Origin of the sequence: Pseudomonas sp. ME-P-057 (assembly GCF_030208975.1) — a bacterium.
In the GTDB taxonomy this organism is placed as follows: domain Bacteria; phylum Pseudomonadota; class Gammaproteobacteria; order Pseudomonadales; family Pseudomonadaceae; genus Aquipseudomonas; species Aquipseudomonas lutea.
Genome location: NZ_JARVSX010000005.1, coordinates 128,566 through 154,300, shown reverse-complemented (window position 1 = coordinate 154,300; position 25,735 = coordinate 128,566). Strand labels below are relative to the sequence as shown.

At 59.1% G+C, this 25,735-nt stretch carries 20 protein-coding genes and 4 tRNA genes; 16 read left to right on the top strand and 8 right to left on the bottom strand.

The genetic code is table 11. From position 1 onward, the window contains the following. The first annotated feature begins 16 nt into the window (after positions 1-16). The 4 genes from QRN48_RS02820 to thiO are packed head-to-tail and all read left to right on the top strand — an operon-like array spanning position 17 to position 5,087. On the top strand, positions 17-463 hold the full coding sequence (locus QRN48_RS02820; protein WP_285348751.1) for a pilus assembly PilX family protein: 447 nt from the start codon (positions 17-19) through the stop codon (positions 461-463). After that, a complete protein-coding gene (locus QRN48_RS02815) occupies positions 450-3,548 on the top strand; it encodes a pilus assembly protein (RefSeq protein WP_285348750.1) in 3,099 nt (1,032 codons plus the stop codon). The genes QRN48_RS02820 and QRN48_RS02815 overlap by 14 nt, the downstream gene beginning before the upstream one ends. Before the next feature lie 9 nt (positions 3,549-3,557). Continuing rightward, positions 3,558-3,953 carry a type IV pilin protein gene (locus tag QRN48_RS02810; protein WP_285348748.1) on the top strand — a complete coding sequence of 132 codons (396 nt, stop codon included), beginning with the start codon at positions 3,558-3,560 and terminating at the stop codon, positions 3,951-3,953. 30 nt (positions 3,954-3,983) lie between these two features. Continuing rightward, positions 3,984-5,087: a glycine oxidase ThiO gene (gene thiO / locus QRN48_RS02805; protein ID WP_191942826.1), complete on the top strand. Its 1,104-nt coding sequence runs from the start codon at positions 3,984-3,986 to the stop codon at positions 5,085-5,087. Positions 5,088-5,166: 79 nt separating this feature from the next. Here the strand turns inward: thiO and QRN48_RS02800 are convergent, their stop codons facing one another. The 4 genes from QRN48_RS02800 to QRN48_RS02785 all read right to left on the bottom strand — a co-directional run bounded on the left by QRN48_RS02800 (position 5,167) and on the right by QRN48_RS02785 (position 9,506). Continuing rightward, the gene (locus tag QRN48_RS02800) at positions 5,167-6,507 is read right to left on the bottom strand and encodes a sigma-54-dependent transcriptional regulator (protein ID WP_037015382.1); all 1,341 of its coding nucleotides are present in this window, start codon (positions 6,505-6,507) and stop codon (positions 5,167-5,169) included. Positions 6,508-6,509: 2 nt separating this feature from the next. Continuing rightward, the gene (locus QRN48_RS02795) at positions 6,510-8,102 is read right to left on the bottom strand and encodes a sensor histidine kinase (protein WP_191942827.1); all 1,593 of its coding nucleotides are present in this window, start codon (positions 8,100-8,102) and stop codon (positions 6,510-6,512) included. Then, positions 8,092-8,331, bottom strand: a complete 240-nt coding sequence (locus QRN48_RS02790) for a PP0621 family protein (protein ID WP_037015376.1) — start codon at positions 8,329-8,331, stop codon at positions 8,092-8,094. Before QRN48_RS02790 ends, QRN48_RS02795 begins: the two co-directional genes overlap by 11 nt. A gap of 152 nt (positions 8,332-8,483) precedes the next feature. Next, on the bottom strand, positions 8,484-9,506 hold the full coding sequence (locus tag QRN48_RS02785) for an outer membrane protein assembly factor BamD (protein ID WP_037015374.1): 1,023 nt from the start codon (positions 9,504-9,506) through the stop codon (positions 8,484-8,486). Positions 9,507-9,657: 151 nt separating this feature from the next. Between QRN48_RS02785 and rluD the strand changes: the two genes are divergently transcribed. The 8 genes from rluD to QRN48_RS02745 all read left to right on the top strand — a co-directional run bounded on the left by rluD (position 9,658) and on the right by QRN48_RS02745 (position 16,559). Beyond that, positions 9,658-10,620 carry a 23S rRNA pseudouridine(1911/1915/1917) synthase RluD gene (rluD, locus tag QRN48_RS02780; RefSeq protein ID WP_037015372.1) on the top strand — a complete coding sequence of 321 codons (963 nt, stop codon included), beginning with the start codon at positions 9,658-9,660 and terminating at the stop codon, positions 10,618-10,620. Positions 10,621-10,628: 8 nt separating this feature from the next. Next, entirely contained in the window at positions 10,629-11,357 is a 729-nt protein-coding gene (pgeF, locus tag QRN48_RS02775; protein WP_191943088.1) for a peptidoglycan editing factor PgeF, read from the top strand. Between the two features lie 166 nt (positions 11,358-11,523). Then, complete coding sequence (gene clpB / locus QRN48_RS02770) at positions 11,524-14,088, top strand: ATP-dependent chaperone ClpB (RefSeq protein WP_285348740.1); 2,565 nt, start codon at positions 11,524-11,526, stop codon at positions 14,086-14,088. A gap of 343 nt (positions 14,089-14,431) precedes the next feature. Then, positions 14,432-14,507: transfer RNA gene (locus QRN48_RS02765), tRNA-Asn, on the top strand. Positions 14,508-14,527: 20 nt separating this feature from the next. Further along, a tRNA-Pro gene (locus tag QRN48_RS02760) sits at positions 14,528-14,604 on the top strand. Between the two features lie 6 nt (positions 14,605-14,610). Further along, positions 14,611-14,686: transfer RNA gene (locus tag QRN48_RS02755), tRNA-Lys, on the top strand. Positions 14,687-14,779: 93 nt separating this feature from the next. Continuing rightward, positions 14,780-14,856: transfer RNA gene (locus QRN48_RS02750), tRNA-Pro, on the top strand. A gap of 302 nt (positions 14,857-15,158) precedes the next feature. After that, the gene (locus QRN48_RS02745) at positions 15,159-16,559 is read left to right on the top strand and encodes a diguanylate cyclase domain-containing protein (protein ID WP_285348739.1); all 1,401 of its coding nucleotides are present in this window, start codon (positions 15,159-15,161) and stop codon (positions 16,557-16,559) included. A gap of 814 nt (positions 16,560-17,373) precedes the next feature. Here QRN48_RS02745 and QRN48_RS02740 read toward each other — a convergent pair. The 4 genes from QRN48_RS02740 to QRN48_RS02725 form a co-directional block, all read right to left on the bottom strand. Then, positions 17,374-18,672: an NAD(P)/FAD-dependent oxidoreductase gene (locus tag QRN48_RS02740; protein ID WP_037015365.1), complete on the bottom strand. Its 1,299-nt coding sequence runs from the start codon at positions 18,670-18,672 to the stop codon at positions 17,374-17,376. Positions 18,673-18,933: 261 nt separating this feature from the next. Then, the gene (locus QRN48_RS02735) at positions 18,934-19,473 is read right to left on the bottom strand and encodes an MOSC domain-containing protein (protein ID WP_052075318.1); all 540 of its coding nucleotides are present in this window, start codon (positions 19,471-19,473) and stop codon (positions 18,934-18,936) included. After that, on the bottom strand, positions 19,470-20,099 hold the full coding sequence (locus QRN48_RS02730; RefSeq protein ID WP_191942832.1) for a DUF1780 domain-containing protein: 630 nt from the start codon (positions 20,097-20,099) through the stop codon (positions 19,470-19,472). The genes QRN48_RS02735 and QRN48_RS02730 overlap by 4 nt, the downstream gene beginning before the upstream one ends. A gap of 274 nt (positions 20,100-20,373) precedes the next feature. Further along, entirely contained in the window at positions 20,374-21,276 is a 903-nt protein-coding gene (locus tag QRN48_RS02725) for a helix-turn-helix transcriptional regulator (protein ID WP_191942833.1), read from the bottom strand. 320 nt (positions 21,277-21,596) lie between these two features. Here QRN48_RS02725 and QRN48_RS02720 point away from each other — a divergent pair, with 320 nt between their 5' ends. The 4 genes from QRN48_RS02720 to QRN48_RS02705 all read left to right on the top strand — a co-directional run bounded on the left by QRN48_RS02720 (position 21,597) and on the right by QRN48_RS02705 (position 25,637). Beyond that, positions 21,597-22,940, top strand: coding sequence for an MFS transporter (locus QRN48_RS02720; protein ID WP_502944561.1), 1,344 nt, complete (start codon positions 21,597-21,599; stop codon positions 22,938-22,940). Positions 22,941-23,147: 207 nt separating this feature from the next. Then, positions 23,148-23,837, top strand: a complete 690-nt coding sequence (locus QRN48_RS02715) for a fumarylacetoacetate hydrolase family protein (RefSeq protein WP_285348736.1) — start codon at positions 23,148-23,150, stop codon at positions 23,835-23,837. Between the two features lie 50 nt (positions 23,838-23,887). Beyond that, the gene (locus QRN48_RS02710; RefSeq protein WP_037015352.1) at positions 23,888-24,652 is read left to right on the top strand and encodes an SDR family oxidoreductase; all 765 of its coding nucleotides are present in this window, start codon (positions 23,888-23,890) and stop codon (positions 24,650-24,652) included. A gap of 31 nt (positions 24,653-24,683) precedes the next feature. Next, positions 24,684-25,637, top strand: a complete 954-nt coding sequence (locus QRN48_RS02705; protein ID WP_285348733.1) for a 2-hydroxyacid dehydrogenase — start codon at positions 24,684-24,686, stop codon at positions 25,635-25,637. Positions 25,638-25,735: the final 98 nt, after the last annotated feature.

Genomic DNA, 25,735 nt, shown 5'->3' with positions numbered 1-25,735 from the left:
CTTTCGCGAGCAAGGAATGGCGCTGATCGTAAGCCTCGTTTTCCTCTTGCTCCTGACGCTGGTCGGCATATCTTCGATGCAGAGCGCGACTTTTCAGGAAAAAATGTCGGGCAGCGTCAAGCTGCGCAATGAGTCATTTCAGTTTGCCGAAGCAGCCGTGCGTGCAGGTGAAGCGGCCGTGCAGGCAAGCAGCTACACACTGGCGACGTGCACGAAATGCGCGCCACCGGCTGATAACGTCAATGAGATAAAAGCGGGAGTCAGCGCTGCGTCCGGCGTAACGTGGGTAGCGGTGACAAACGGATTTTGGGCAGCCCAGAAAATAGCCACGACCAAAGATCCGGTGAATGTCAATTCGGTAGGGTGGGATGAAAGCAAGTCGTGGACCCTGTATCGCATCACAGGTGTTGGCGTCTCCGGTAATTCGCGAACTGTAGTGGAAAGTATCTATGCCAAGCGTTGAGTGGTACCGCAAAGCCAAACAGTATGTCTGCGGGCTCTTGCTGGGGGCATTTTTCGGTCTTTATGGTTCGGCGACAGCTTACGCCGCGTTTATTCCTTCGGACTCGCCCTTATTGACTGCAGGTTCCGTCACGCCGAATGTCATGCTGCTGGTGGACGACTCCGGCAGTATGAACAGCATCATCTGGGCCGCCGGGTTCGATCCCAATGCGGTGCCAACACAGGTCTACAACTGCAGTTCGGATTTCAGCTGTTTCAACGTTAACAGCCTCGACATGACTGATACCAATTACTTCGTCGGGAATTTACGGGGAGGGGGGTGCCTTGCGGGTTATGACGGTTTTTACAAGGTTTCCACGAACAGTGTGGTGTGTCTGAAACTGCCAGACCCGGTCGGCAACGGTAATACCCGATACAGCACCGCTTACATCAGCTACTTGCTTTACGCTACTACTGCTTCATACAAAGACTACACAACGGATAAAGCGGTCCCTAACGATTATCGAATCAACGTTGCTCGCAACGTCTCTGCGGCGCTGGTCGCAAGTAATCGGAATTTGCGAATCGGTTTGGCGACCTTCAACCCCCCTGCTGCCGGTAATTCCGGCCCCGGCGGTTATATCGCCAGGGAGGTCAACGATCTGTCCCAGACAGCTTCCACTACGACTGCCCAGGCCAATACAAATTACAACGCGCTGATTTCCTCCATCAACGGCTTGGCTGCAATTGCGAACACGCCATTGGCCGAGACGTACTATGAAGTAACCCGGTATTTCCGCGGATTGGCGCCCTACTACAACACGACGCCAAAGACTTATACGAGCCCCATCCAGTACCGCTGCCAACGCAACTATGGTGTCGTGATCACCGATGGGTTGCCCACTTACGACCGGACTTTCCCCACCAACGATCCCCAGGGCGGCGCGAGTTTGCCGAATTGGGATGGCAAAAATAACGACGGGGACAACCTCAATGGCGACGGCGAGGGCGACACGCTTTACCTCGACGACATCGCAAAATTTGCTTACGACATCGATATGAGAACCGGCGGTACCGATGGCGCAAGCAAGAGTTGGGATGCGCCAGATTTCATCAAGCAGAATATGTTCACCTACACCGTGGGCTTCACAGCCGCGAACGCCATGCTCTCAGACGCGGCCGTTTACGGCAAAGGAACCTATTATCAGGCAACCGACAGCGCGGGCCTTAACGCGGCATTGTCGGCCGCGCTGAATGACATTACTTCTCGCGCAGGCACCGGGGGCGGCGCAGCCTCGAACTCCTCTTCGCTCTCGAGCAGTTCTGTTTTCTTTCAGACCCAATATGATCCCACTGACTGGCGCGGCACGATCAAGTCATTGGCGATTGCAGCAGATGGCACCGTCAACACGGCTCAGCCCAACTGGTCCACCGATCTACAGATTGTTCCGGGTATTAAATCAACCTATGAGTCCTGGAATACCCTGACGAACAAAGTCATCCCTCTCTCGTTCCTCAGCTTTTCGTTACCGCAGCAGTTGGCACTCAGCCTCAATCTCCCATTGGGAGTGTCCGGCTCAGACTTGGTTGAGTGGAGCAAGGGAACGAACAAAACAGGGCTAAAAACGCGGACGGTGCTTTTGGGGGATGTGATTAATTCCCCGCTCGCTTATGCCTCTCCCACGGCAAACCCTGCTTCGGACCCGGCCACCGATAACAGTTACACCACTTACCTCGATATAAAGGCTGGGTCGATGACGCCTAGTCTCGTCGTCAATGCCAACGATGGGCTGGTCAATGTCATCGACCCGGCCTTGGGAACCAGACGGTACGCCTACATGCCGTCCACGGTTCTTCCTAACCTGCATTACGTCGCTGATACGGATTACATCAACGGCGATTCCCACAAGTTTTTGGTGGATGGCCAGATATCCATCGTTGACGTGCAGTTCGCTTCGTCATGGAAAACTCTGGCCATTGGCGGTACTGGAGCAGGGGGGAAAGGGTTTTATGCGTTGCAATTGTTCAACGCGGATAAGTCAAACACCGTCAAGGCGCTTTGGGACATAAGCAGCGGTTCTACCGGATACGCCAATATGGGGTACGCCTACGCCAAGCCCGAGGTGGCCCAATTGCCGGATGGTCGATGGGCCGCTTTCATTGCCAATGGTTATGGCAGCACTAACGGCGTGGCGTCACTGTTTGTGGTGGATGTCAGCAACGGCTCGCTGATCAGAGAGATACCGGTCGATACCTCCGGCAACAACGGCCTGTCCTCAGTGAGGTTGCGCGTTGATGCCCAGAGCATGGTTCAGTATGCCTATGCAGGTGATCTGAAAGGGCAGATGTGGAAGTTTGATTTCAGGGGACAAACTGCCGCCTCCTGGAAAGTGGCGTTGGGAGGCAGTCCACTGTTCACCGCTGCTGGCGGGGCGAATCAACCCATTACTGCGCAACCGGTGGTTTCGAACAATCCGAACGGCGGCAAGATGGTTTACTTCGGAACCGGCAAATTGCTTGAAACTGCCGACAAAACCTCTCTCACGACTCAAGCGTTTTATGCCGTGTGGGACAATGACGCTACGAGTGCCAACTACCGAGAAACCGACCTCGTCGCGCAGTCCATCAATGGAGTGTCCAGCGGCCCGAATGGACAGTTCTTTACCACCACTCAAAACGACGTGAACTACGCCGCCAAGAAGGGCTTCTACCTCCCGCTGATCTACAACAACGTCGCTACGGGGGAACGGGTTATCTACCCTGCGGATCTAGCGTTTGGGCGGGTTCGATTTACCACGGCCATCGTCGACACGGGTGATCCCTGCTCCAGTTCGGGGTCAGGCAGATTCGTGGATTTGGACGCGTTAAGCGGGCGTATGCTCAGTTATCCAGTGTTGGATACCAACAATGATCGGCAGATTAACAGCGCTGATAACAATTCCAGCGGCTTTCTGGTGAGCGGCGGTGTGCCTTATCTGGCCGCAGCACTGGATAAGGACAACGGCAATCAGGAAATTGTTCTAAGCGGCGACCCGGCCAACCCTGCTGTCGCGACAGAGTTGGGTGGCGTTTCAAACCGGCGCATCATGTGGCGGCAAACGAGATGAGGAAGAGAAATGGCTGGCTGTAAGGCACGGGGTTTTACCCTGATAGAGTTGATGATCGTGGTCGCCATCGTCGGCATTCTGGCGGCGATCGCGTACCCCAGTTATACCGAGTATGTGAGGCGCACTCATCGCGCGGAAATCGCAGGGGTTCTGATGGAGCAGAGTCAGGTACTGGAGCGTTACTTCACCAAGTATGGCTACTACACCAACGCGGCAGTCGCAGGTTCGAATGATTGGTATAAGGTTGAAATGGTCGTGCCCGACGCTACAACCTTCATCTTGACGGCGACACCCAAACCCGGCTCCATGATGAACGGCGACAAGTGCGGCAACTTCCAGATCACCAACACGGGCTTGCGCACTAATTCCACCGGTCTGTCGAACAAAGACTGCTGGGGCCGTTGAATCCATGCAAATGAACAAGCGCTGCCCGCTGTGCTAAATCAAAACGTAGTTATCATCGGCGGCGGCGTCATCGGTCTCCTGACCGCCTTCAACCTCGCCCCCAAGGTCCGAAGCGTGACGCTGCTCGACCGCTCGCTCGTCGGGCAGGAATCCTCATGGGCGGGCGGCGGCATCGTTTCGCCGCTGTACCCGTGGCGCTACAGCCCTGCCGTCACGGCGCTGTCGCACTGGTCTCAGGATTTCTATCCGCGGCTTGCCGAGCGTCTCTCGGCAATGACAGGCATCGACCCGGAAGTCCACAAGACCGGCCTTTACTGGCTGGACCTTGATGATGAAGCGAAGGCCCTTGAGTGGGCAGCGAGGATGCAGCGTCCGCTGACATCGGTGGATATTTCCGCTGTGTACGATGCTGTGACGGTCTTGGGCGGTGGGTATTCGCGTGCGGTGCACATGGCCGACGTCGCCAACGTTCGCAATCCGCGTCTGGTCAAGTCGTTGAAGGCCGCGTTGATGGCGATGCCCAACGTTGTGATTCGGGAGCACTGCCAGGTGAGCGGCTTCGTGCGTGACGGCAACCGGGTAACGGGTGTGAGGACCGAGGAGGGTGATGTTCTGGGCGACAACGTCGTCTTGGCCGCAGGTGCCTGGAGCGGGGACTTGCTCAGCAGCTTGGGACTGGCACTGCCCGTTGAGCCGGTCAAAGGGCAGATGATCCTCTACAAGTGCGCCGCCGACTTTTTGCCGAGCATGATCCTGGCCAAAGGTCGTTATGCCATCCCCCGGCGTGACGGGCATGTCCTCATTGGCAGCACGCTTGAGCACGAAGGCTATGACAAGACGCCTACCGAAACGGCCCTTGAGAGTTTGAAAGCTTCGGCCATCGAGTTGATCCCGGCGTTGGCCGATGCGCAGGTCGTCGGGCATTGGGCAGGACTACGGCCGGGTTCGCCTGACGGCATTCCTTTCATCGGGCCTGTGCCGGGCCACCCGGGTTTGTGGCTGAACTGCGGGCATTACCGTAACGGCTTGGTGCTGGCGCCGGCTTCATGCCAGTTGCTAACGGATTTGCTGATGGGGGAAACGCCGATCATTGATAAGACGCCTTATGCGCCTGCGGGAAGGCTCAACGGTTGAGTGGTCCGGCCGACGAACAGGTCCCAAAAAGGGAACGGTCGGTCCCTTTTTGGGACCTATCAGCGCATCATCGAACCCATCACTCCAGCCCCAGTTTCTTCAACCGGTAGCGCATCGACCTGAATGTCAGATTCAGGCGCTGCGCCGCCGCCGTGCGGTTCCAGCGGGTTTCTTCCAGCGCCTGCAGAATCAACTTGCGCTCGACGCTTTCCAGATAGTCTTCCAGGTTGTCGATGTCGGCCAGGCTCGGCCCGTCCTGCTCGGCTGGGCGCGAGGGTTCGGCCAGACGCAGATCGTCAGTACTGATCTGGTCGGTTTCGCACAGCGTGTAGGCCCGTTCGAGCATGTTCTCCAGCTCACGCACGTTGCCAGGGAAACGGTAAGCCTTGAGCGCCGCCAGCGCGTGAGGCGGGAGGAGAGTGGCAGGCTCGCCGGCAGATTCGGTCAGGCGGCGAAGCACCGCGTTGGCAATTTCCTCGATGTCTTCGCGCCGTTCGCGCAACGGCGGTACGCGCAGCTCGATGACGTTCAATCGGTAATACAAATCCTGCCGGAAACGCCCTGCGGCCACTTCCTGATTAAGGTCCTTGTGGGTCGCGCACAGCACGCGAACGTCCACCACTTGCTCTTGCTGACCGCCAATGGCGCGCACTGATTTTTCCTGTATGGCGCGCAGCAGTTTCACCTGCATCGCCAGCGGCAGATCGGCGACTTCATCAAGAAACAGGGTGCCGCCGTTGGCTGCCTGAAACAGCCCGGGCTTGTCTTCGTGGGCGCCGGTGAAGCTGCCTTTGCGGTGCCCGAAGAATTCGCTCTCCATCAGCTCAGACGGGATCGCCCCACAGTTAACAGGCACGAACGGCTGCTCGGCGCGTGGACCTTGCTCGTGAATCAGCCGGGCAACCAGCTCTTTGCCGCTGCCGGACTCGCCACTGATATAGATCGGCGCCTGGCTGCGGGCCAGCTTGGCAATCTGCTTGCGCAGCGCCTGCATGGGCGGCGAGCTGCCGAGCAAACGATGGTCAATCCGATGATCTTCCGCGGGTGCGACTCGCAGACGCAAGGCGCTGCTCACCAGTTCACGCAAGCGAGTCAGGTCGACCGGTTTGGTCAGGAAGTCGAAGGCTCCGGCTTTCAGGGCATGAATAGCCGTGTCTAGGTTGCCGTGTGCGGTGATCATCGCCACCGGGACCTGGTTGTGACGCTTCTGAATGTGCTGCACCAGCTCCAGTCCGTTGCCATCCGGCAGGCGCATGTCGGTCAGGCACAGATCGAAGGGCTCGCGCGCCAGCCATTCCTGCGCCTCCTTGACGTTGCGTGCGCTGCGGGTCTCCAGCTTCATCCGCCCGAGCGTGATTTCCAGCAGCTCGCGGATGTCCGGCTCATCGTCGACGATCAGGATCTTTTGCCGTTGGCTCATGTTCAACTCAGCTTGAACGGATGGGCGAAGGTTATCCGCATGCAGCTTCCGCCACCTTTCCGTGGTGTGTAATTGAGGCTCGCCTGATTGCTTTCGCACAGCTCGCGCGACAGGTACAGCCCAAGGCCGGTTCCTTTGCTTTCAGTGGTGAAGAAGGGCTCGAAAATCTTGGCAAGGTGCTCCTGGGCGACGCCCGGTCCGTCATCAAGGACTTCCAGGGTGGGGAGTTCGCTGAGCGGGGCCTGAAACAATCTTAGCCAGACTTGGGCACTTTGGTGCAGGTGACCACTGTAGCGCAAACCGTTTTGCACCAGATTGGTCATCACCTGGTGCAGTTGCTCGGCGTCCATTTGCGTGGTGAGCACGCCCGGGCTGATGTCCACGTGCACCGCTTGGCCGACCGGCAACTCGTCGCGAAGCTGGCGAACGAAATCTTCCAGCCACTGCTTGAGATCGAGCAGGTGGGGTTCGGTCTGACGTCGACGAGACAACTGCAGAACATTCTCGATCACCTGATTCATCCGTCGCGACTGATCGTGAATGATCTGACTCAGCCGCCGGTCCGGGCCGCTCAGTTCGTCCGACTCCAGCTGCAGTTGCGCAGCATGACTGATCGCGCCCAGCGGGTTGCGGATCTCATGGGCAATACCGGCCGTCAATCTTCCCAGTGCGGCGAGTTTAAGCTGCTGGGCCTGTTGTGAAATCTGTGAGAGGTCGTCGAGAAACACCAGCGTGTGGCGATGCTCGCCGCGAGCCAATGCGATAAAACCGGGGCGCAGCACCGGGCCAATCGCTGAGGTGGTAATGCTGCGCGGTGCCATTGACGGGTTGCTCAGCCACTGTCGCAAGCGCTCTATCAACTGTGGAGAATAGGCGTCAATGATTTCGCCGAGCAGGCGCTCGTGGCCCAGCAGGTTCAGCGCGCTCTGGTTGGCCAGAAGCACTTTGTGATCTTCGTCGAGCACCAGGATGCCGGTGCGCATGCGCTGCAGGATCAGCGCGTTCAGTTCTTCGAGATTGTCGACGTCTGCCGCACGGCGTTCGGCGATGTCCTCGCTGAGCTGCAGGCGGCGTGAAAGGGCCTGAACCAACAGCGCCGCCGCAAAGCACAAGGCACCGAGCGAGCCGGCCTGCACGAAATGGTTGGCGGCGGACGGTGTGTGGTAGCTGATGTAAAACGTCAGGTAAATGATGCCGATCGCCGACGTGGCGGCAATCAGCAACCCGGTGCGCTTGCGCAGCAGCACATTACTGATTGCAACCGACGCGATGATCAGGTTACCGATGCCGCTCGGCGCACCGCCGCCTGCGTAGAACAGCGCGGCCAGCATGAGCGTGTCGGTCATGGCCAGCGCGAACAGCTGACCCTGCCGGGTCGGTCGTTCAAGCAACACGACCACGAGGATGTTGAGCACCAGGTACAGCCAGCAGCCGATTCGAAACAGCTCGATATCGGCAAGCTCCAGCAGCTCGGCGTCCAGACTGCTGGAGATCAACAGCACCAGCAGCACCCCGATGCTGAGACGGTACAGGTGATACAGCCGCAGAATGCGCTGGGCCTGAGGCGTGGTCAGCGACAGGCTTTCAGCGGTCACGTGCCGCCGGGCCTTTCAACAGGTGCGCCTGGGTGCAATACCACTGCTGGTCCTGACTCAGGGCGCGGTCACGCGGTACATGCACGCCACATTGCGCACAGCGCACCATGGGCGCGGCGTCGATCTCGGGTGTCGCGGGTTTCGGCCGCGGAGCAGGGCCTTTGACCAGTCGTTTGAAAAACCAGATGGCCGCCGCGATCAACGCGACCCACATAATCAAGCGAATCATGTTTGTCAGCTTATGAAGTGAAGAGCGCGCAGTGTAGCCAAGCCGCTGTCGGGCGCACAGTCATCTCCATCGCCGCACGCTGTCGGAAAACGGTCGGACATGAAAAAAGGCCCCGAAGGGCCTCTTTTGGCTGACGCTGGCAAGGACTGAACTCAGTCAAACAGGCCAAAGGTCATGTAGCTGAAGATCGAGCGGCTTTTTGGCGTGCCGTCATCGTCGTCGTTTTTCTTCTCTTCGTCGGCCGACTGGTTTTCAGGCAACAGGTCGGCAGGAATGGCTTCCTTGGCGTCCTGATATTGCTTGATCACATCCTGGTTGGCGCGGGTCTCGCCTGGTGGCAGTGGCGGACGGCTTTCGATCAGGCCCAGCGTTGCCTTGGACAGCCACGAGCGGTTATCGGCCTCGGCAGTACGTGCTTCAAACTTGCCGTCCACCAGTTGCGGGTGATCCGGGTAGTTGGTCTTCAGCACTTGCAGGCTGGTGTCCGCGAGGTCTTCCAGGTGCAGACGTTGATAGGCCTCGACCATAACCGCCAGGCCGTCACCGACCGACGGTGTTTCCTGGAAGTTTTCGACGACGTAACGGCCGCGGTTGGCCGCCGCTACATAGGCCTGACGCGTCAGGTAGTAATCGGCAACGTGGATTTCATAAGCCGCCAGCAGGTTGCGCAGGTAGATCATGCGCTGCTTGGCGTCAGGGGCGTAGCGGCTGTTGGGGTAGCGGCTGGTCAGCTGAGCGAACTCGTTATAAGAGTCGCGGGCAGCGCCAGGGTCACGCTTGGTCTGATCGAGAGGCAGGAAGCGGGCGATGATGCCGACGTCCTGGTCGAACGAGGTCAGGCCCTTGAGGTAATAGGCGTAGTCGACGTTCGGGTGTTGCGGGTGCAGACGAATGAAACGCTCGGCCGCCGATTTGGCTGCTTCCGGCTCGCCGTTTTTATAATTGGCGTAGATCAGCTCGAGTTGCGCCTGGTCGGCATAGCGACCGAACGGATAACGCGACTCCAGCGCCTTGAGCTTCTCGGTGGCGCTGTTATAGCTGTTGTTGTCCAGATCGGCCTGCGCCTGCTGGTACAGCTCGACTTCACTGAGGTTTTCGTCGATGACTTCTTTCTTCGAAGAACAGGCAACAGTAAGTCCGAGGATGGCTATCAGCAGCAGGTGTTTCACTTGCATGGCGGCTTGCGTCCCTATAACGGCCTGCTGTCTTGCGCAGGACCGTCCTGTTATGATGGGCGCCCCGTGGAACCCCCGGGACAAAAGACGCCGTATTTAACCACAAGCGCACAGCCGAAACCAAAGGCCAGTGCCACCTCCTAGTTTGAGCATGTCTGAGATCATAGAACTCCGCGCAGAGGTGCCGTCCGAATTGGGCGGTCAACGCCTCGACCAAGTCGCCGCCCAACTATTCGCAGAGCACTCGCGCTCGCGCCTTTCCGCCTGGATCAAAGACGGTCGCCTGACAGTGGACGGTGGCGCTCTGCGCCCGCGTGACATCGTGCACGGTGGCGCCGTTCTGGTCCTCAAAGCCGAGCAGGAGGCCCAGGGCGAGTGGATCGCGCAGGACATCGAGCTCGACATCGTCTACGAAGACGACCAGATTCTGGTGATCAACAAACCGTCCGGGCTGGTCGTTCACCCTGCCGCCGGTCACGCTGATGGCACGCTGCTGAATGCCTTGCTGCACCACGTGCCGGACATCATCAATGTCCCGCGTGCCGGCATCGTGCATCGTCTGGACAAGGACACCACCGGTTTGATGGTGGTGGCCAAGACCATCCAGGCGCAGACCCAACTCGTCACTCAGTTGCAGAACCGCAGCGTCAGCCGCATTTATGAGTGCATCGTCATTGGCGTGGTGACTGCCGGTGGCAAGATCAACGCACCGATCGGACGTCACGGCCAGCAGCGTCAGCGCATGGCGGTCATGGAAGGCGGCAAGCCTGCGGTCAGCCATTACCGCGTGCTGGAGCGTTTCCGTTCGCACACCCACGTGCGGGTGAAGCTCGAAACCGGGCGTACCCACCAGATCCGTGTGCACATGGCACACATCAACTTTCCGCTCGTGGGCGACCCTGCCTACGGCGGTCGTTTCCGAATTCCACCAGCGGCAAGCGTCACGATGGTTGAATCGCTCAAGCATTTCCCGCGTCAGGCGCTGCATGCACGCTTCCTGGAGCTGGACCATCCGACGACCGGTAAGCGCATGAGCTGGGAATCGCCACTCCCGGATGACTTTGTCTGGCTGCTGACGCTGCTCAAGCAAGACCGCGAAGCGTTCATCGGATGATTGAGCTCGTGACGGACTGGCTGATTCCTGACTGGCCTGCGCCAGCCGGAATCAAGGCATGCGTCACGACGCGATCGGGCGGTGTCAGCGTGGCGCCGTTCGACAGTTTCAATCTGGGTGATCACGTTGATGATGATCCGCAGGCCGTCGCGCACAACCGTTCGACACTGACGGCACGCCTGAATGTCCAGCCGGCATGGCTGACGCAGGTTCACGGCATTGACGTGGTCGAGGCTGCTCCCTCGAAGGTGCTTCAGGCGGATGCGAGCTGGAGCAAGGCGCCGGGCGTGGCCTGCACCATCATGACGGCTGATTGCCTGCCCGCGCTGTTTTGCAACAAGGCGGGCACCCAGGTCGCCGCTGCCCACGCCGGTTGGCGTGGCCTTGCAGCGGGCGTGCTTGAGGCGGCAGTCGACAGCTTTGCCGATTCCCCTTCCGAAATCCTTGTGTGGCTTGGCCCTGCCATCGGTCCGCAGGCGTTCGAAGTAGGCCCGGAAGTGCGTGAGGCGTTTGTCTCTTCCCACCCTGAGACGGCCGATGCGTTCGTGCCTGGCGCCAATGCCGGCAAGTACATGGCCGATATCTACCAGTTGGCAAGGTTGCGTCTGGCCGCTCACGGTGTGACGGCGGTCTACGGCGGAGGCTTTTCAACCTACGACGATGCACGGTTTTTTTCCTATCGCCGTGGCGCCCGCACCGGCCGGTTTGCTTCGCTGGTCTGGATCGAAGCCCGCTAATTTCCGCTCCAGCCCCTCCCGAATCCTCTCTCAGCCGCTAATGTTGATCCATGTCAACCAGAGCGTGCTTGAATCCTGCCTAATCGACCGCATCTAAGGACCATCTGGCAGGTTTCTTTATTTAGGTGTGTTCATTGCTCCGGCCTGCCCATTAGGAAGGTGACCAATGCGTATTGACCGTTTAACCAGCAAGTTACAACTCGCTCTATCAGATTCTCAATCACTGGCGGTGGGCCTGGACCATCCAGCCATTGAGCCTGCGCACTTGATGCAGGCACTCCTTGAACAGCAGGGCGGCTCGATCAAGCCACTGTTGATGCAGGTGGGCTTCGACGTGAACAGCCTGCGTCAGGCGCTGACCAAAGAGCTCGATCAGCTACCGAAAATTCAAAACCCCACCGGCGACGTCAACATGTCGCAGGATCTGGCGCGGCTGTTGAATCAGGCCGACCGTCTTGCTCAGCAGAAAGGCGATCAGTTCATCTCCAGCGAACTGGTGCTGCTCGCGGCGATGGATGAGAACAGCAAGCTTGGCAAGCTGCTGCTCGGCCAGGGCGTCAGCAAAAAAGCGCTGGAAAACGCCATCAGCAACCTGCGCGGCGGCGATGCCGTCAACGACCCCAATGCCGAAGAGTCCCGTCAGGCACTGGACAAATATACCGTCGACCTCACCAAACGAGCCGAGGAAGGCAAGCTCGACCCGGTGATCGGTCGAGACGACGAGATTCGCCGCACTATTCAAGTGCTGCAACGCCGGACCAAGAACAATCCCGTGCTGATCGGTGAGCCCGGTGTGGGTAAAACCGCCATCGCGGAGGGCCTGGCCCAGCGCATCATCAACGGTGAGGTCCCGGACGGCTTGCGCGGCAAGCGTCTACTCTCGCTGGACATGGGTGCGTTGATCGCCGGTGCCAAGTTCCGTGGCGAATTTGAAGAGCGCCTGAAAGGCCTGCTCAATGAGCTGTCGAAACAGGAAGGGCAGATCATTCTGTTCATCGACGAGCTGCACACCATGGTCGGGGCCGGCAAAGCCGAGGGCTCGATGGATGCGGGCAATATGCTCAAGCCGGCGCTGGCACGGGGCGAGTTGCATTGCGTCGGTGCGACCACACTCAATGAGTATCGCCAATACATAGAGAAGGACGCCGCCCTTGAGCGTCGCTTCCAGAAAGTCCTGGTGGATGAGCCGAGCGAAGAAGACACCATCGCTATCCTGCGTGGCCTCAAAGAGCGTTATGAGGTTCACCACAAGGTAGCGATCACCGACGGCGCGATCATCGCGGCCGCCAAGCTCAGCCATCGCTACATCACCGACCGCCAGCTGCCCGACAAGGCGATCGACCTGATCGACGAAGCGGCCAGCCGTATCCGTATGGAGATCGACTCCAAGCCTGAAGTGCTCGACCGTCTTGAGCGCCGCTTGATCCAGTTGAAGGTGGAAGCTCAAGCGCTCAAGAAGGAAGATGACGAAGCGGCGATCAAACGTCTGGAAAAACTGCAGGAAGAAATCCAGCGCCTTGAACGCGAATATGCCGATCTTGAGGAGATCTGGACCTCCGAAAAAGCCGAAGTGACCGGCTCTGCGCAGATCCAGCAAAAGATCGAGCAGTCGCGTCAGGAGCTGGAAGCTGCGCGGCGTAAGGGCGACCTCAACCGCATGGCTGAATTGCAGTACGGTGTGATTCCTGACCTCGAGCGCAGCCTGCAGATGGTCGACCAGCACGGCAAACCGGAAAACCAGTTGCTGCGCAGCAAAGTGACCGAGGAAGAGATTGCAGAAGTCGTGTCCAAATGGACCGGCATTCCCGTCTCGAAAATGCTCGAAGGCGAGCGCGACAAACTGCTCAAGATGGAATCGTTGCTGCACCAGCGCGTGATCGGTCAGAACGAAGCGGTTGTCGCGGTCTCAAACGCCGTTCGGCGGTCGCGGGCCGGGTTGTCTGACCCGAATCGTCCAAGCGGCTCTTTCATGTTCCTCGGCCCGACCGGGGTGGGTAAAACCGAGCTGTGCAAGGCGTTGGCCGAGTTCCTGTTCGACACCGAAGAGGCAATGGTCCGCATCGACATGTCCGAGTTCATGGAGAAACATTCCGTTGCTCGTCTGATCGGTGCGCCACCGGGGTATGTTGGTTACGAGGAGGGCGGTTATCTGACCGAAGCCGTGCGCCGCAAGCCGTACTCGGTGATCCTGCTGGATGAGGTCGAAAAAGCGCACCCTGATGTGTTCAACGTGTTGCTACAGGTGCTCGAAGACGGGCGCCTGACCGACAGCCACGGTCGGACGGTCGATTTCCGTAACACGGTAATCGTCATGACTTCCAACCTGGGTTCGGCGCGTATTCAGGAGCTGGTCGGTGACCGCGAGGCACAGCGCGCGGCCGTCATGGACGCGCTCACCACGCATTTCCGTCCCGAGTTCATCAACCGGGTAGATGAAGTGGTGATCTTCGAACCGCTGGCTCGCGACCAGATTGCCGGTATCACCGAGATCCAGCTTGGCCGTCTGCGCCAGCGTCTGGCCGAACGTGACCTGCGTCTGGAGTTGTCTACCGAGGCCATGGACAAGCTGATCGCTGTCGGCTATGACCCGGTGTATGGCGCGCGACCTCTGAAGAGGGCTATCCAGCGCTGGATCGAAAACCCGTTGGCTCAGCTGATCCTGTCGGGTGGCTTCATGCCGGGTACCAGTATCAGAGGTACGGTGCAGGACGATGAGATCGTCTTTGGCTGATCCGATTCGCTGCTTTATATAGAAGCACCAGAGGGCCCTCCGCGTGAGGGCCCTTTTCATGCGGGGCAAACTTTATCCTTACCCGCAGGAATTTTGCCGGGTTGAGGGCGATCGGCAAAAAAGTCGCAAATCATTGTCTTAAAAGCAATTTGGAGGGTTGACAGGTGTTTCTGGAAATGTAGAATAGCGCGCCTCAGAGACGTGAACGCAGCGATGCAGACAGGTCAAAGAGGCTGTAAATGCGGTAGGTTCAGTGAGGTTGATGCCGGATTCGTCCGGTGAAAATTTACTGAATTTGTTGTGTTGAAGCGCGTCAAACGCTGCATCTGAAATTGTAGATCGTTCCGTGATAGCTCAGTCGGTAGAGCAAATGACTGTTAATCATTGGGTCCCAGGTTCGAGTCCTGGTCACGGAGCCAATTTCAAGAGGTAGTACCGTCGGGGTATAGCGCAGTCCGGTAGCGCGCCTGCTTTGGGAGCAGGATGTCAGGAGTTCGAATCCCCTTACCCCGACCATTATTTGGGTCGTTAGCTCAGTTGGTAGAGCAGTTGGCTTTTAACCAATTGGTCGTAGGTTCGAATCCCACACGACCCACCATTTTTGACCTGGCTTCATCGGGTTAAATCTTAGGGAGTGACGTCAGTAGCGTCACCCGCTCTGGAAGTACCTTCGGGTGTTTCCTTGTTTTACCGGGGTATAGCGCAGTCCGGTAGCGCGCCTGCTTTGGGAGCAGGATGTCAGGAGTTCGAATCCCCTTACCCCGACCATTTTCGCCCCAGCAACATCCGGGCAGAAAATACCGCTTCAACGCCATTCGTGTTGAGGCTACAAAAAAGCGTCCTTCGGGGCGCTTTTTTCGTTTCTGCTATTTGGCCAGGTTTGTGCTGTTTGATGCGCTGATGAAATCACCGCGAGCAGCATGTTTTCGTAACCCGACGTGGGGGAGATCAGGCCAGCGGCGCTCGCGCTACGGCGTGGCAGCGAGTTCGGTTATTTACCGGTGTCGCCGGGTGCGCATTGATGAGGCCCGGTATAGACTTCAGCCAGTCTTTTCAGGATCGGCCGTGATATGAAGTCGCCAATTCCTTCGTGTGAGCAGCAGCGCCTGGAGGCGCTGTATCAACTTGAAGTCCTCGATACTCAGCCTGAGGCCACGCTCGATCGCATCACGCGGCTCGTGGCTCAGGTGCTGAACGTCCCCATTGCCCTGATTTCGCTTGTCGATCAAGACCGCCAGTGGTTCAAGTCGCGCGTAGGCCTTGAGGCCGTTGAGCTACCCAGAGAAACTGCTTTCTGCGCTCACGCCATCCTGGAAACCAATGAACTGGTGGTGCCCGACGCTACTGAAGATCAGCGTTTCTGTGATAACCAGATGGTCGTCGGCGACCCCCATATTCGGTTCTACGCAGGCGTACCCATACGGACCAGTAAGGGTTTTGCAGTGGGCACCTTGTGCGCGATTGATGCGCGGCCTAGAACGCTTTCTCCGCAGGAGCTGGCCATACTCCGCGATCTCGCCGATGTCGTCAGTCGGGAGATGCAGTTGCGTGAAAACCTGATGCTGGCCCGCATTCAGAAGAGTCGCTCCGAGGCGTTGTTCGTCGCCAGTGAGGCCGGCTATCGCTCTATGTTTGAGTTGGCGTCGGTCGGTATCGCACTGGTTGCGCCGGACGGTGGCTGGATCAGCGTTAACGCGGCGCTTTGTAACATGCTCGGCTATGGGCCAGATGAGCTGAAGCACCTGACATTTCAGGACATCACCCACCCCGACGACCTGGACGGTGATCTCGGGATGCTCCATCAGCTGAGTGTTGGTGAGATTGATAGCTACCAGATGGAGAAGCGTTACCTGCGCAAAAACGGCAGCCCGGTGTGGGTCAATCTGAGCGTAACCAAGAAACTCTCGGAAGCGGGGGCGCTGGAATATTTCATTTCAATCATTCAGGACATTCAGGCGCGTAAAGAGCTCGAGCAGGAAGCTCGGCATGACGCCCTGACCGGCCTGCACAATCGACGTGCGCTTGATTCTTTGTTGCCCATCGCTCAGGCCCGAGCTGATCGATCCAGACTGCAGCTGGCGCTGATGTTTATCGACCTGGACGGTTTCAAAGTCATCAACGACAGTTATGGCCACGATGCGGGTGATGACTTGCTGCGCACGATTTCCGCACGTTTGCAGAACTGCATACGCAGGACCGACAGCCTGGTCCGGCTGGCCGGCGACGAGTTCATCGTGATTCTTGAGGGCATCACCCCGGGTGTGGAGGAGGCTCGCGAAGTGGCTCAGAAACTGCTCGCCGCCATCGCCCGGCCCATCACCATCAAAGGCGATGAGATTCGCAGCAACGCGAGCATCGGTTTTTCCATGTACGAACCCGGCTCCAGCAAAGCGCCGGACGAGCTCATGCGAGAAGCCGACCGCTGGATGTACAAAGCCAAGCACATGGGCAAAGGACGAGTAATGCCCTAGCGTCACCCGTGCATCGTTGCAGGCGCGCGGCAGTTGAATCAGCGCCATCCCTTGTAGGCACGCGGCAGGAATCAGCGCCATCCCTTGTAGGAGCGCGCTTGCCCGCTAAGACGGTCTTACACCCGACAGAAATGTGTCAGATGTACCGACCGTTCGCGGGCAAGCGCGCGGCTACGCCTTCGGCAGAGGCGGGTTGCGTTGATCTTGGGATCGCGTTTGGCCTGAGGCCACAGACGGCGGCATGCATCGCAGTCTTCCAAAAAAGCGGCGGGAATCAGCGCCATCCCTTGTAGGAGCGCGCTTGCCCGCGAAGACAGTCTTACAGCCGATGGAGATATGTCGGATGTAACGACCATTCGCGGGCAAGCGCGCTCCTACGCCTTCGGCAGAGGCGGGTTGCGTTGATTGGAGTAGCGTTTCGCCTTGGCCGGAGGCCACTGGCGGCGGCATGCGTCGCAGTCTTCCAAACACGTGGCAGGAATCAGCGCCATCCCTTGTAGGAGCGCGCTTGCCCGCGAAGACAGTCTTACAGTCGATAGAGATGTGTCAGATGTACCGACCGTTCGCGGGCAAGCGCGCTCCTACGCCTTCGGCAGAGGCGGATTGCGGTGATCTTGGGATCGCGGTTTGGCCCGGCCACGGGCGGCGGCATGCGTCGCAGCCTTCCAAACACGCGGCAGGAATCAGCGCCAACCCATGTAGGAGCGCGCTTGCCCGCGAAGACGGTCTTACACCCGACAGAGATGTGTCGGATGTACCGACCGTTCGCGGGCAGCGCGCTTCTACGCCTTCGGCAGCAGCGAACGCGGCGGCGTCAGTGCAGCTTCATGCGGGGTTCGGTGCCGCGGCCGATGCGGCTTCCCAGCATCAGCATCAACGTGCGGAACATCCCGTAGAGCGCCATCTGGTGCATGCGGTACAGCGAGACGTAAAACATCCGCGCGAGCCATCCTTCAAGCATGACGCTGCCCGTCAGGTTGCCCATCAAATTGCCCACCGCCGAGAATTTCGACAGCGAAATCAGCGAGCCGTAGTCCTTGTAGCGATACTCCGGCAGCTGACCGCCCTCAATGCGCAGCTTCAACGATTTCACCAGCAGTGACGCCTGTTGATGCGCCGCTTGCGCGCGCGGTGGGACGTTGCGGTCAGTGCCTTTTTGAGGGCACGCCGCGCAGTCGCCGAAAGCAAAGATGTTGTCATCACGCGTGGTCTGCAGCGTCGGACGCACCTGCAGCTGATTGATGCGATTGGTCTCAAGACCCGCGATGCCTTCCAGAAACGCGGGAGCGCGGATGCCCGCCGCCCAGACTTTCAAGGTCGCAGGAATCACCTGCCCCGTCGCAGTGACAAGGCTGTCAGCCGTCACTTCGCTAACCGCCGAGTTGGTCAGCACTGTGACGCCCAGCTTCTCCAGGGTCTTGTGCACCGGCCCACCAATGCGCTCGGGCAGGGCAGGCAAGACACGCGGCCCGGCTTCAATCACTGTGATGCGCAGGTTTTCCGGCTTGATGTGACCCAGCCCGTAGGCCGCCAGTTCGTGCGCGGCGTTGTGCAGTTCGGCTGCCAACTCCACACCCGTCGCGCCTGCACCCACGATCGCGACGTTAATCTCTTCGGCTGCGTCGTGCTGGCTCGCGTGCGCGCGCAGGTAGCGATTGAGCAACTGCTGATGGAAGCGCTCGGCCTGTTTGCGCGTGTCGAGGAACAGGCAATGTTCCGCCGCACCCTTAGTGCCGAAATCATTGGTGGTGCTGCCAACGGAAATCACCAGCGAGTCGTAATCCAGGCTGCGGGCCGGAACCAGCTCGTTGCCGTGCTCGTCCAGCGTTTCAGCCAGGTGGATCTGCTTGTTCTCGCGATCCAGCCCGATCATGCGACCCATCTGGAACTGAAAGTGGTTCCACTTGGCTTGCGCCACGTAGTTCAGCTCATCCTCATAAGAGTTAAGCGAACCGGCAGCCACTTCGTGCAACAGCGGCTTCCAGATGTGGGTCAGGTTGGCATCCACCAGCGTGACGCTGGCCGCGCCTTTCTTGCCCAGGGTTTTACCCAGACGGGTAGCCAGCTCCAGACCGCCAGCGCCTCCGCCGACAATTACAATACGATGAGTCATGGGGATATCTCATAAGGCTTAAGGAATTCTGTGTCAGCGCAATCTGCGCGAGCGCGAGGCAGCTCGGAGCGTCAGATGGCACGGCAAACGGTTCAACGAGGCTGGCTTGGAAATCGCCACCAGTCCCAAACAAAAATGGGCGGCCCGAGCCTGGAGGTGCTCGAAATTCGGGCCGGTGCTCGAAGCCAGTCTTCGACACACTCATGGTCGCCTCAGTTCAGGCAGTTGGTCATTTGGGGCCTGGTAAAAGAGTGACCCCGATCACGAAGCGGCAGTATTGGCTGCGTTAAAGTCCTGGACGCTCGATTCGATCGGCTCGATACACAGAACATCATCCAGGCGCACGATGCCGCTTTGTATCACCCGCGCGGTGATGCCGCCATGGCCGCGCACCGCCTGGAAAATACCGTGGCCCAAGCGCTGTTCGAGGCGGGCGCAGGGCTGGCACCAGCCCGTGGTTTCGAAGATCGCCTGGCCGATGCGAAAGCGCCGGTTTTTCAGACTGAACAGATTGATGCCGCTGATCACGATGTTGCGCCGCAAATCCTGTGGCAGTACAGGATTGTCTTCGGCGCGGCCCATCAACGAACTGACCACCGCAAAATGCTCCCACTGAATCAGCGTCACCTGGCGCGCGTTGCGCGGGCCGGGGCGGGCGTGATCACCGGTCAGGCCAGCTTCGCGCCGCGCTTCGACAGCATCCAGCTCGACCATCTCGCCACGCGATTCCGGCCGCACGCCGATCCAGCGAACGCGCCCGCGCTGGGGTACATCGGCAATCAATTCCTGCAACGGGCTCATAAACTAATTCCTACATCAAACACTACACTGCGCCCCAAATTGGTCCGCAGAAAATCCGGCGCATCCGGATGGGCGAACAATACCCGGGCAAAGGTCGGTCCGACCAGCGACAGCGATCGCCAACCCTGACGCAGGTACTCAGTGGGCGGTGGAAAATGGCTGTTCAGATCGAGCACCTCACGCTTGAGGCTGGCGAACGCAATGATGTCCAGTTCGCTCAGATCCAGGCCTCGCTCCTTGTAGTTGTGAGCCTTCTTGCGCAGCGTCGGCGCCAGTCGGCGAAGCAGCTCGGCAGCGGGAATGCGCTTGGGTTTGGCTTCGCGTCGCACCAGTTGGCTGAGGGAGAAGGCGCTGCGCCGCCGCTGCAGTTCTTCGCGCCATTCGTCGTTGAGCCGACGACCTTCATCCAGCACGAAGAACACCTCAAAACACGCATCGCGAAAAAGCACATCCGGCGGCTCCTGCCCGGCTGGCAGAAAATCGTCGGCGCGATGGGGAATGTTGAGGCCCTGCAGCAACCGCTCGCACACCCAACGCTCACGCTCCCACTTGCGCGCATTGGAGAGGAACGCGTTGGCCTGCTCGGCCTGGCTCGTCAGAAGACGCAGATAATCGGAGTCATCCATAGCGCCCAGCTTAATCCATCTTGTGGGAGCCGGCTTGCTGGCGAAGACGATTCATTCTTCACTGCTGCGTCACCTGACCTAATGCCTTCGCCAGCAAGCTGACTCCACAGGTTATGTGCCTTACCTGCAATCTGGGACAACGCAGGTCTACTGTGGGAGTGAGCTTGCTCACGAAAACGTTATCAACCGACACATGTTCAGCGGATGCACCTGCGTTGGCGTGCACGATCGCTTCCCGTGACTCGCTGCGCGGCGTTGAAACGAGATTCACTGGCTACAAATCCCGCTGCTTTCTGAACTGCCCCGGCGGCATGCCGTGGGCGTGACGGAAGCGCCTCGAAAAGTAGGCCTCGTCGGCAAAGCCACAGAGCCGCGCCACTTCCCCCACCGGTTTGCTGCCGTTGAGCAACAGCGTGCGCGCCAAATGCATGCGTCGTTCCAGTACCAGTTCGCTGAACGTCTTGCCGACTTCCTTGCGTAACCAGTGGGTCAGGTAGTTCGGTGAGAGAAACGCCGCAGAGGCGGCCTTTTTCAGGCTCAGGTCCGGGTCGTCGAGATTCTTGCGCACGTACTCCGACATCCGCGCGAGAGCATCGCGGCGGCTACGCTCCGCGGCATTGTCATCGGCCAGCAGCTTGATCGGCTCGGCGTACAGCTGGCAGACGGTGCCAATCAGCTGCAGCAGGCAGCCTTTGAGTATCTCCCGCGTGCCGAACTGGCGGTTTGCGTCGAGTACACGCATGCGGCCCAGCAGATGCTCAATCTCGGCAAAGTCAGCGGCGCTCAAGGTGAAATCCAGATGCTCCTGAAAACGGAAAGGTGACAGCTCGGGAGCGAGGGCAATAGCCACGTCCTCCAGGTCCAGCGGATCGCATTGCAACTGGGGCAGCAGGAAGGTTTGAGCAAAGTTGATCAGCAGGAAGTTGCCCTCCGGCGGATGCGGTATGAGGTGCAGCTTGTGCGGGAGGATGAAGGCCAGCGTATTGCGCGGAAAGGGGCGAACAACCCCGCCGATGTGCTGGACGGTATCGCCACCCAGATTGATCTGGATCTGAAAATACTCGTGCCGATGAGGCGCCGTTTCTGCTTTGCCCTCGGTTTTGCCACGTATGTAAAAGTCCGGCCGCTCACTGCGTTGCTGCATGCCATAAGTGGGGACGCGGTTGGCGGGCTCCATCGTGCGCTCCTCTGTGATTGCTGCTTATTGTCAGTCGTCGTACGACACATTTCAATTTTTTATATAACCCTGCTAACCCGTTCATGTCCAAAAAAATCGGAATCTGCCATTTACCCGTGACTGCTCTAGATCAACGCTTTACGCCAGCGATTGGCGCTTCGCTTGCCTTTCGAAACGCCGGAAATTTCTTGGACTTTTCATTAGGCCGGGAGGTTTAAATCCAAAAAAGTTCTAAGCCGCGACTTGTTTAAAACCGGTCGTACGATAAGTTGAAGGCGCGCTTCACCACTCGATACCAATAAAAACAATGAGGAATTCTCATGTCGAGCAACCCTGATAGTCAGGTGATGGATGCCGCCGTGGCCGCTCCAGCCACCGCCGCACCCGCCCGCCCCATGTCCCATCGCCGCTGGTTCATGCTCTCGCTGTTGCTGATCGCCACGATCATCAACTACGTGGACCGCGTCAATATCTCCATCGCCGCGCCGTTCATGGCCAAAGACCTGGGGCTGGATAAGGTCCAGATGGGCTTGATCTTCTCGGCCTTCGCCTGGACTTACGCGTTCGCCCTGGTCCCTGCCGGCTTCATCGCCGACCGCTTCGGCTCGCGATTTACCTATGGCGCCTCACTGATCTCATGGTCGGCCGTCACGGTCTGCCAGGGAATGGCGGGCGGTTTCGCTTCGTTGTTCGGCTTGCGTCTGGCCATCGGGGCAATGGAAGCGCCAGCCTTCCCGGCAAACAGTCGCGCGGTCACGGTCTGGTTTCCGGCGCGCGAGCGCGGCACCGCCAGCAGCATTTACGTCTGCGGCCAGTATCTGGGCACTGCGCTGTTCACCGGGCTGCTGCTCTGGCTGGCGACGACCTACGACTGGCGTCACGTGTTCTACAGCACCGGCATCGTCGGCATTCTTTTCGGGATCGCGTGGCTGTACCTGTATCGCGACCCGATGAACTGCAAAAAGGTGAGCAAGGAAGAACTGGCCTACATCGAAGATGGCGGCGGGTTGGTCAAGAGCAGTCAGGAAAAAAACAAATTCAAGTGGGCGCAGATCGCCGAATTGCTGAAATATCGCCAAGTGTGGGCCATTTGTCTGGGCAAATTTGCCAGCACATCGGCACTGTACTTTTTCCTGACCTGGTTCCCGACGTATTTGATCGAAGAACGTCATCTGACGATGGTGAAGGTCGGCATCTTCGCGGTGTTGCCGTTCATTGGTGCCACGGTCGGCGTGCTGCTGGCAGGTTTTATTGCCGACGGGATGATTCGTCGCGGCTTCTCGCTGTCCTTCTCTCGCAAGTTGCCACTGGTGGTGGGCTCTGCGCTCGGCATGTCGATCATGCTGGTCAACTTCACCGACTCCAATGAAGTGTGCATTGCGCTGCTAACGGTCGCCTTCTTTGCACAGGGCATCGCCTCGTCCTCATGGGCCGCCGTGTCCGAAATCGCCCCGAAGGAACTGATTGGCCTGACCGGAGGGATTACCAGCCTGGCGGCCAACATCGGCGGTATCGTCACCCCGATCGTCATTGGCCAGATCCTTCACGTTACCGGCAACTTTGCGTGGGCGTTCTGGTTTATTGGTGGGGTCGCGCTGGTGGGTACGCTGTCTTATTCGTTATTGCTCGGCCGTATTTACCGCATCGAACTGACTGCCAAATAACGCCTCAAGAATGTGTGTGTGAACTTATGCCCCTGTGGGCAAAGGCGTATGTGAATACGCCTTTTTTAATGCCGGCGATCTGCGGTTTTTAGTCCAGCGCGAACACGGTTTTGTCCAACTTTCCCGGCGTTCGATCCCTTAGTCTGGATTGAAGAGTCTTGATATGAAGCGGCCCGGACAGGGCGGCTTTCAGTGATAAGGAACGCCATGAACAACTTTGTATTCGAGCCTCCCCGAACCCACAGCTTGCCGGTCAATGGCAGCGATGCGCGATTCCCTGTGGGCCGGGTGTTTTGCCTGGGCCGTAATTATCAATGGGGCGATGGGGCCAACGGGGAACGCGAGGTTCCTGCGTTCTTCATGAAGCCGGCGACGTCGGTTGTCGATGCCGTGGGCGAGGTGGCATTTCCGACCCAGACCGAACAGTTCTGTCACGAAATCGAACTGGTCGTGGCAATAGGCAAAGACGGTTACCAGATCGATCCCGAACACGCGCTGGACCATGTTTGGGGATACGCCGCAGGGCTTGACCTGACGCGCCGTGATTTGCAGCTCGCGGCCAAGGCGCTGGGCAACCCATGGGAGCCGGCGAAGGCGTTCGACGGCTCGGCGCCGATCACCCCCATTCGTCCGTCAGGGCGTGATGGCCATGCGCGGCAAGGCGCGATCTGGCTCAGCGTCAATGGCGTGGAACGGCAGCGCTCCGATCTGGAAAGCCAGATCTGGTCGGTGAGCGAGGTCATCAGCCAGCTTTCCCATTCCGTCACGCTGCGCGCGGGCGACCTGATCATGACCGGCACGCCGCCCGGCGTTGCATCGCTCGAAGCGGGCGACGTGATCAATGGCGGCATTGAGGGTATCGGCGAATTTGAAGTGAGGGTCGGTGAACGCCGCTAAGCGGTTCATCTAGAACCGCAGCATTTTGATGAGCAACAAGGAGAACAATAATGACTGATCAATCCGTTTCAAAAATTGCCCTGGTGACCGGCGCTGGCAGCGGCATTGGCCGTTCGGTTGCATTCGGCCTGCTCGAAGACGGTTACAAAGTGGTGGTCACCGGGCGTCGTCTGCAGCCCCTCGAAGAGCTGGTGGCGCAGGCCCGCGAGCAGGGCGGTGAAGCCTTGGCGGTGTCGTGCGACGTGCGCGACCCGGCCAGCGTCGACCATCTGTTCGCTACCATCGAAGAGGTCTATGGCCGGCTCGACCTGGTCTTTAACAACGCTGGCGTCAACGCACCTGCCGTGCCGATGGACGAGCTGCCTGTCGAGAAATGGCTGAGCGTGATCGACACCAACGTAACCGGCGTTTTCCTGTGCAGCCGCGGCGCATTTGGCCTGATGCGCAAGCAGTCGCCTCAAGGCGGCCGGATCATCAATAACGGCTCCATTTCTGCGCACGTGCCGCGCCCCTTCACCGCGCCTTACACCGCCAGCAAGCACGCAGTGCTCGGCCTGACCAAAAGCCTGGCGCTCGACGGTCGCGAATTCAATATCGCCTGCAGCCAGATCGACATCGGCAATGCGCTGACCGAGCTGTCGGTGCGCATGACCCAAGGTGTGCGTCAGGCCAATGGCTCGACGGCGGTCGAGCCGATGATCGACGTCAAACACATTGCCGACGCCGTGCGCTACATCGCCGCGCTGCCGCTCTCCGCCAACGTGCTGAACATGACTGTCATGGCAACCAATATGCCTTTCGTGGGCCGTGGTTGATTCTTCCGACATCGAGAAAAGCGAGAAACTGATGAAACCTGAAATCCTCCAGCTGAGCCCGATCCTTATTCCTGAAATCAACGCGCGCCTGAATGAGCTGTACACCGTTCGCCCTTATTTTCAGCAGACCGACAAAGCCGCCTACCTGCGCGAGCATGGCGCGAATATTCGCGGTGTCGTGACCGGCGGCCACACCGGTATTACGCGCGAAGTGATGGAGCAGCTGCCGAAGGTGGAAGTGATCGCGGTCAACGGTGTCGGCACTGACGCGATCGATCTGGCCTATGCCCGTGACCGTGGCATTCGGGTCACGGCGACCATTGGCGCGCTGACCGAGGACGTCGCCGACCTGGCTATCGGCCTGTTGATTTCGGCCTGTCGCGGACTGTGCACCGGCGACCGCTACGTGCGCTCGGGTGCATGGGCCAAGACCGCGACGCCGCTGGTGCCGCTTCCATTGGCTCGGCAGTTCAGCGGGATGCGCATCGGCATCGTCGGCATGGGGCGGGTAGGGCGGGCGGTTGCCACGCGTGCCGCCGCGTTTGGCTGTCCCATCAGCTACACCGATCTCAAGCCCATGAGCGACGTGCCTTACAGCTTCGTGAGCGATCTCCTGGAGTTGGCCGCGCAGAGTGACGCATTGATTGTCGCGGCAGCCGCCGACAAAGCCAAAGGCATCATCAACGCCAAGGTGCTGGAAGCGCTGGGCGCGGAAGGGTTTTTGATCAACGTCGCGCGCGGCAGTCTGGTAAACGAGCCCGACTTGGTCGCTGCACTGCAAGCAGGCTCAATCGCGGGCGCCGGGCTTGATGTTTTCGCCGAGGAGCCGCACGTGCCGGACGTCTTGTTTGAGCTGGAAACCGTCGTCCTGCAACCCCACCGCGCCAGCGCCACCGTCGAAACCCGAACCCGGATGGGCGAGATGGTGCTGGCCAGCCTGGCGGATGGGCTCGCAGGGAAGGTGCCGGTGGGGAGTGTGGTCTGAAGGGCCTGACGCCGCCGCAATTGTAGGAGCGTGCATCCTTTACAGATGTCCTGCCGGGCCAAGGTCTGTAGGAGCCGCCTTGCTGGCGAAAGCGGTAC

Coding starts and splice junctions, on each gene's coding strand:
- QRN48_RS02820 (WP_285348751.1), top strand. CDS start 17: ATGGCGCTGATCGTAAGCCTCGTTTTCCTCTTGCTCCTGACGCTGGTC.
- QRN48_RS02815 (WP_285348750.1), top strand. CDS start 450: ATGCCAAGCGTTGAGTGGTACCGCAAAGCCAAACAGTATGTCTGCGGG.
- QRN48_RS02810 (WP_285348748.1), top strand. CDS start 3,558: ATGGCTGGCTGTAAGGCACGGGGTTTTACCCTGATAGAGTTGATGATC.
- QRN48_RS02800 (WP_037015382.1), bottom strand. CDS start 6,507: ATGAGCCAACGGCAAAAGATCCTGATCGTCGACGATGAGCCGGACATC.
- QRN48_RS02790 (WP_037015376.1), bottom strand. CDS start 8,331: ATGATTCGCTTGATTATGTGGGTCGCGTTGATCGCGGCGGCCATCTGG.
- QRN48_RS02785 (WP_037015374.1), bottom strand. CDS start 9,506: ATGCAAGTGAAACACCTGCTGCTGATAGCCATCCTCGGACTTACTGTT.
- rluD (WP_037015372.1), top strand. CDS start 9,658: ATGTCTGAGATCATAGAACTCCGCGCAGAGGTGCCGTCCGAATTGGGC.
- clpB (WP_285348740.1), top strand. CDS start 11,524: ATGCGTATTGACCGTTTAACCAGCAAGTTACAACTCGCTCTATCAGAT.
- QRN48_RS02745 (WP_285348739.1), top strand. CDS start 15,159: ATGAAGTCGCCAATTCCTTCGTGTGAGCAGCAGCGCCTGGAGGCGCTG.
- QRN48_RS02740 (WP_037015365.1), bottom strand. CDS start 18,672: ATGACTCATCGTATTGTAATTGTCGGCGGAGGCGCTGGCGGTCTGGAG.
- QRN48_RS02735 (WP_052075318.1), bottom strand. CDS start 19,473: ATGAGCCCGTTGCAGGAATTGATTGCCGATGTACCCCAGCGCGGGCGC.
- QRN48_RS02730 (WP_191942832.1), bottom strand. CDS start 20,099: ATGGATGACTCCGATTATCTGCGTCTTCTGACGAGCCAGGCCGAGCAG.
- QRN48_RS02725 (WP_191942833.1), bottom strand. CDS start 21,276: ATGGAGCCCGCCAACCGCGTCCCCACTTATGGCATGCAGCAACGCAGT.
- QRN48_RS02720 (WP_502944561.1), top strand. CDS start 21,597: ATGTCGAGCAACCCTGATAGTCAGGTGATGGATGCCGCCGTGGCCGCT.
- QRN48_RS02715 (WP_285348736.1), top strand. CDS start 23,148: ATGAACAACTTTGTATTCGAGCCTCCCCGAACCCACAGCTTGCCGGTC.
- QRN48_RS02710 (WP_037015352.1), top strand. CDS start 23,888: ATGACTGATCAATCCGTTTCAAAAATTGCCCTGGTGACCGGCGCTGGC.
- QRN48_RS02705 (WP_285348733.1), top strand. CDS start 24,684: ATGAAACCTGAAATCCTCCAGCTGAGCCCGATCCTTATTCCTGAAATC.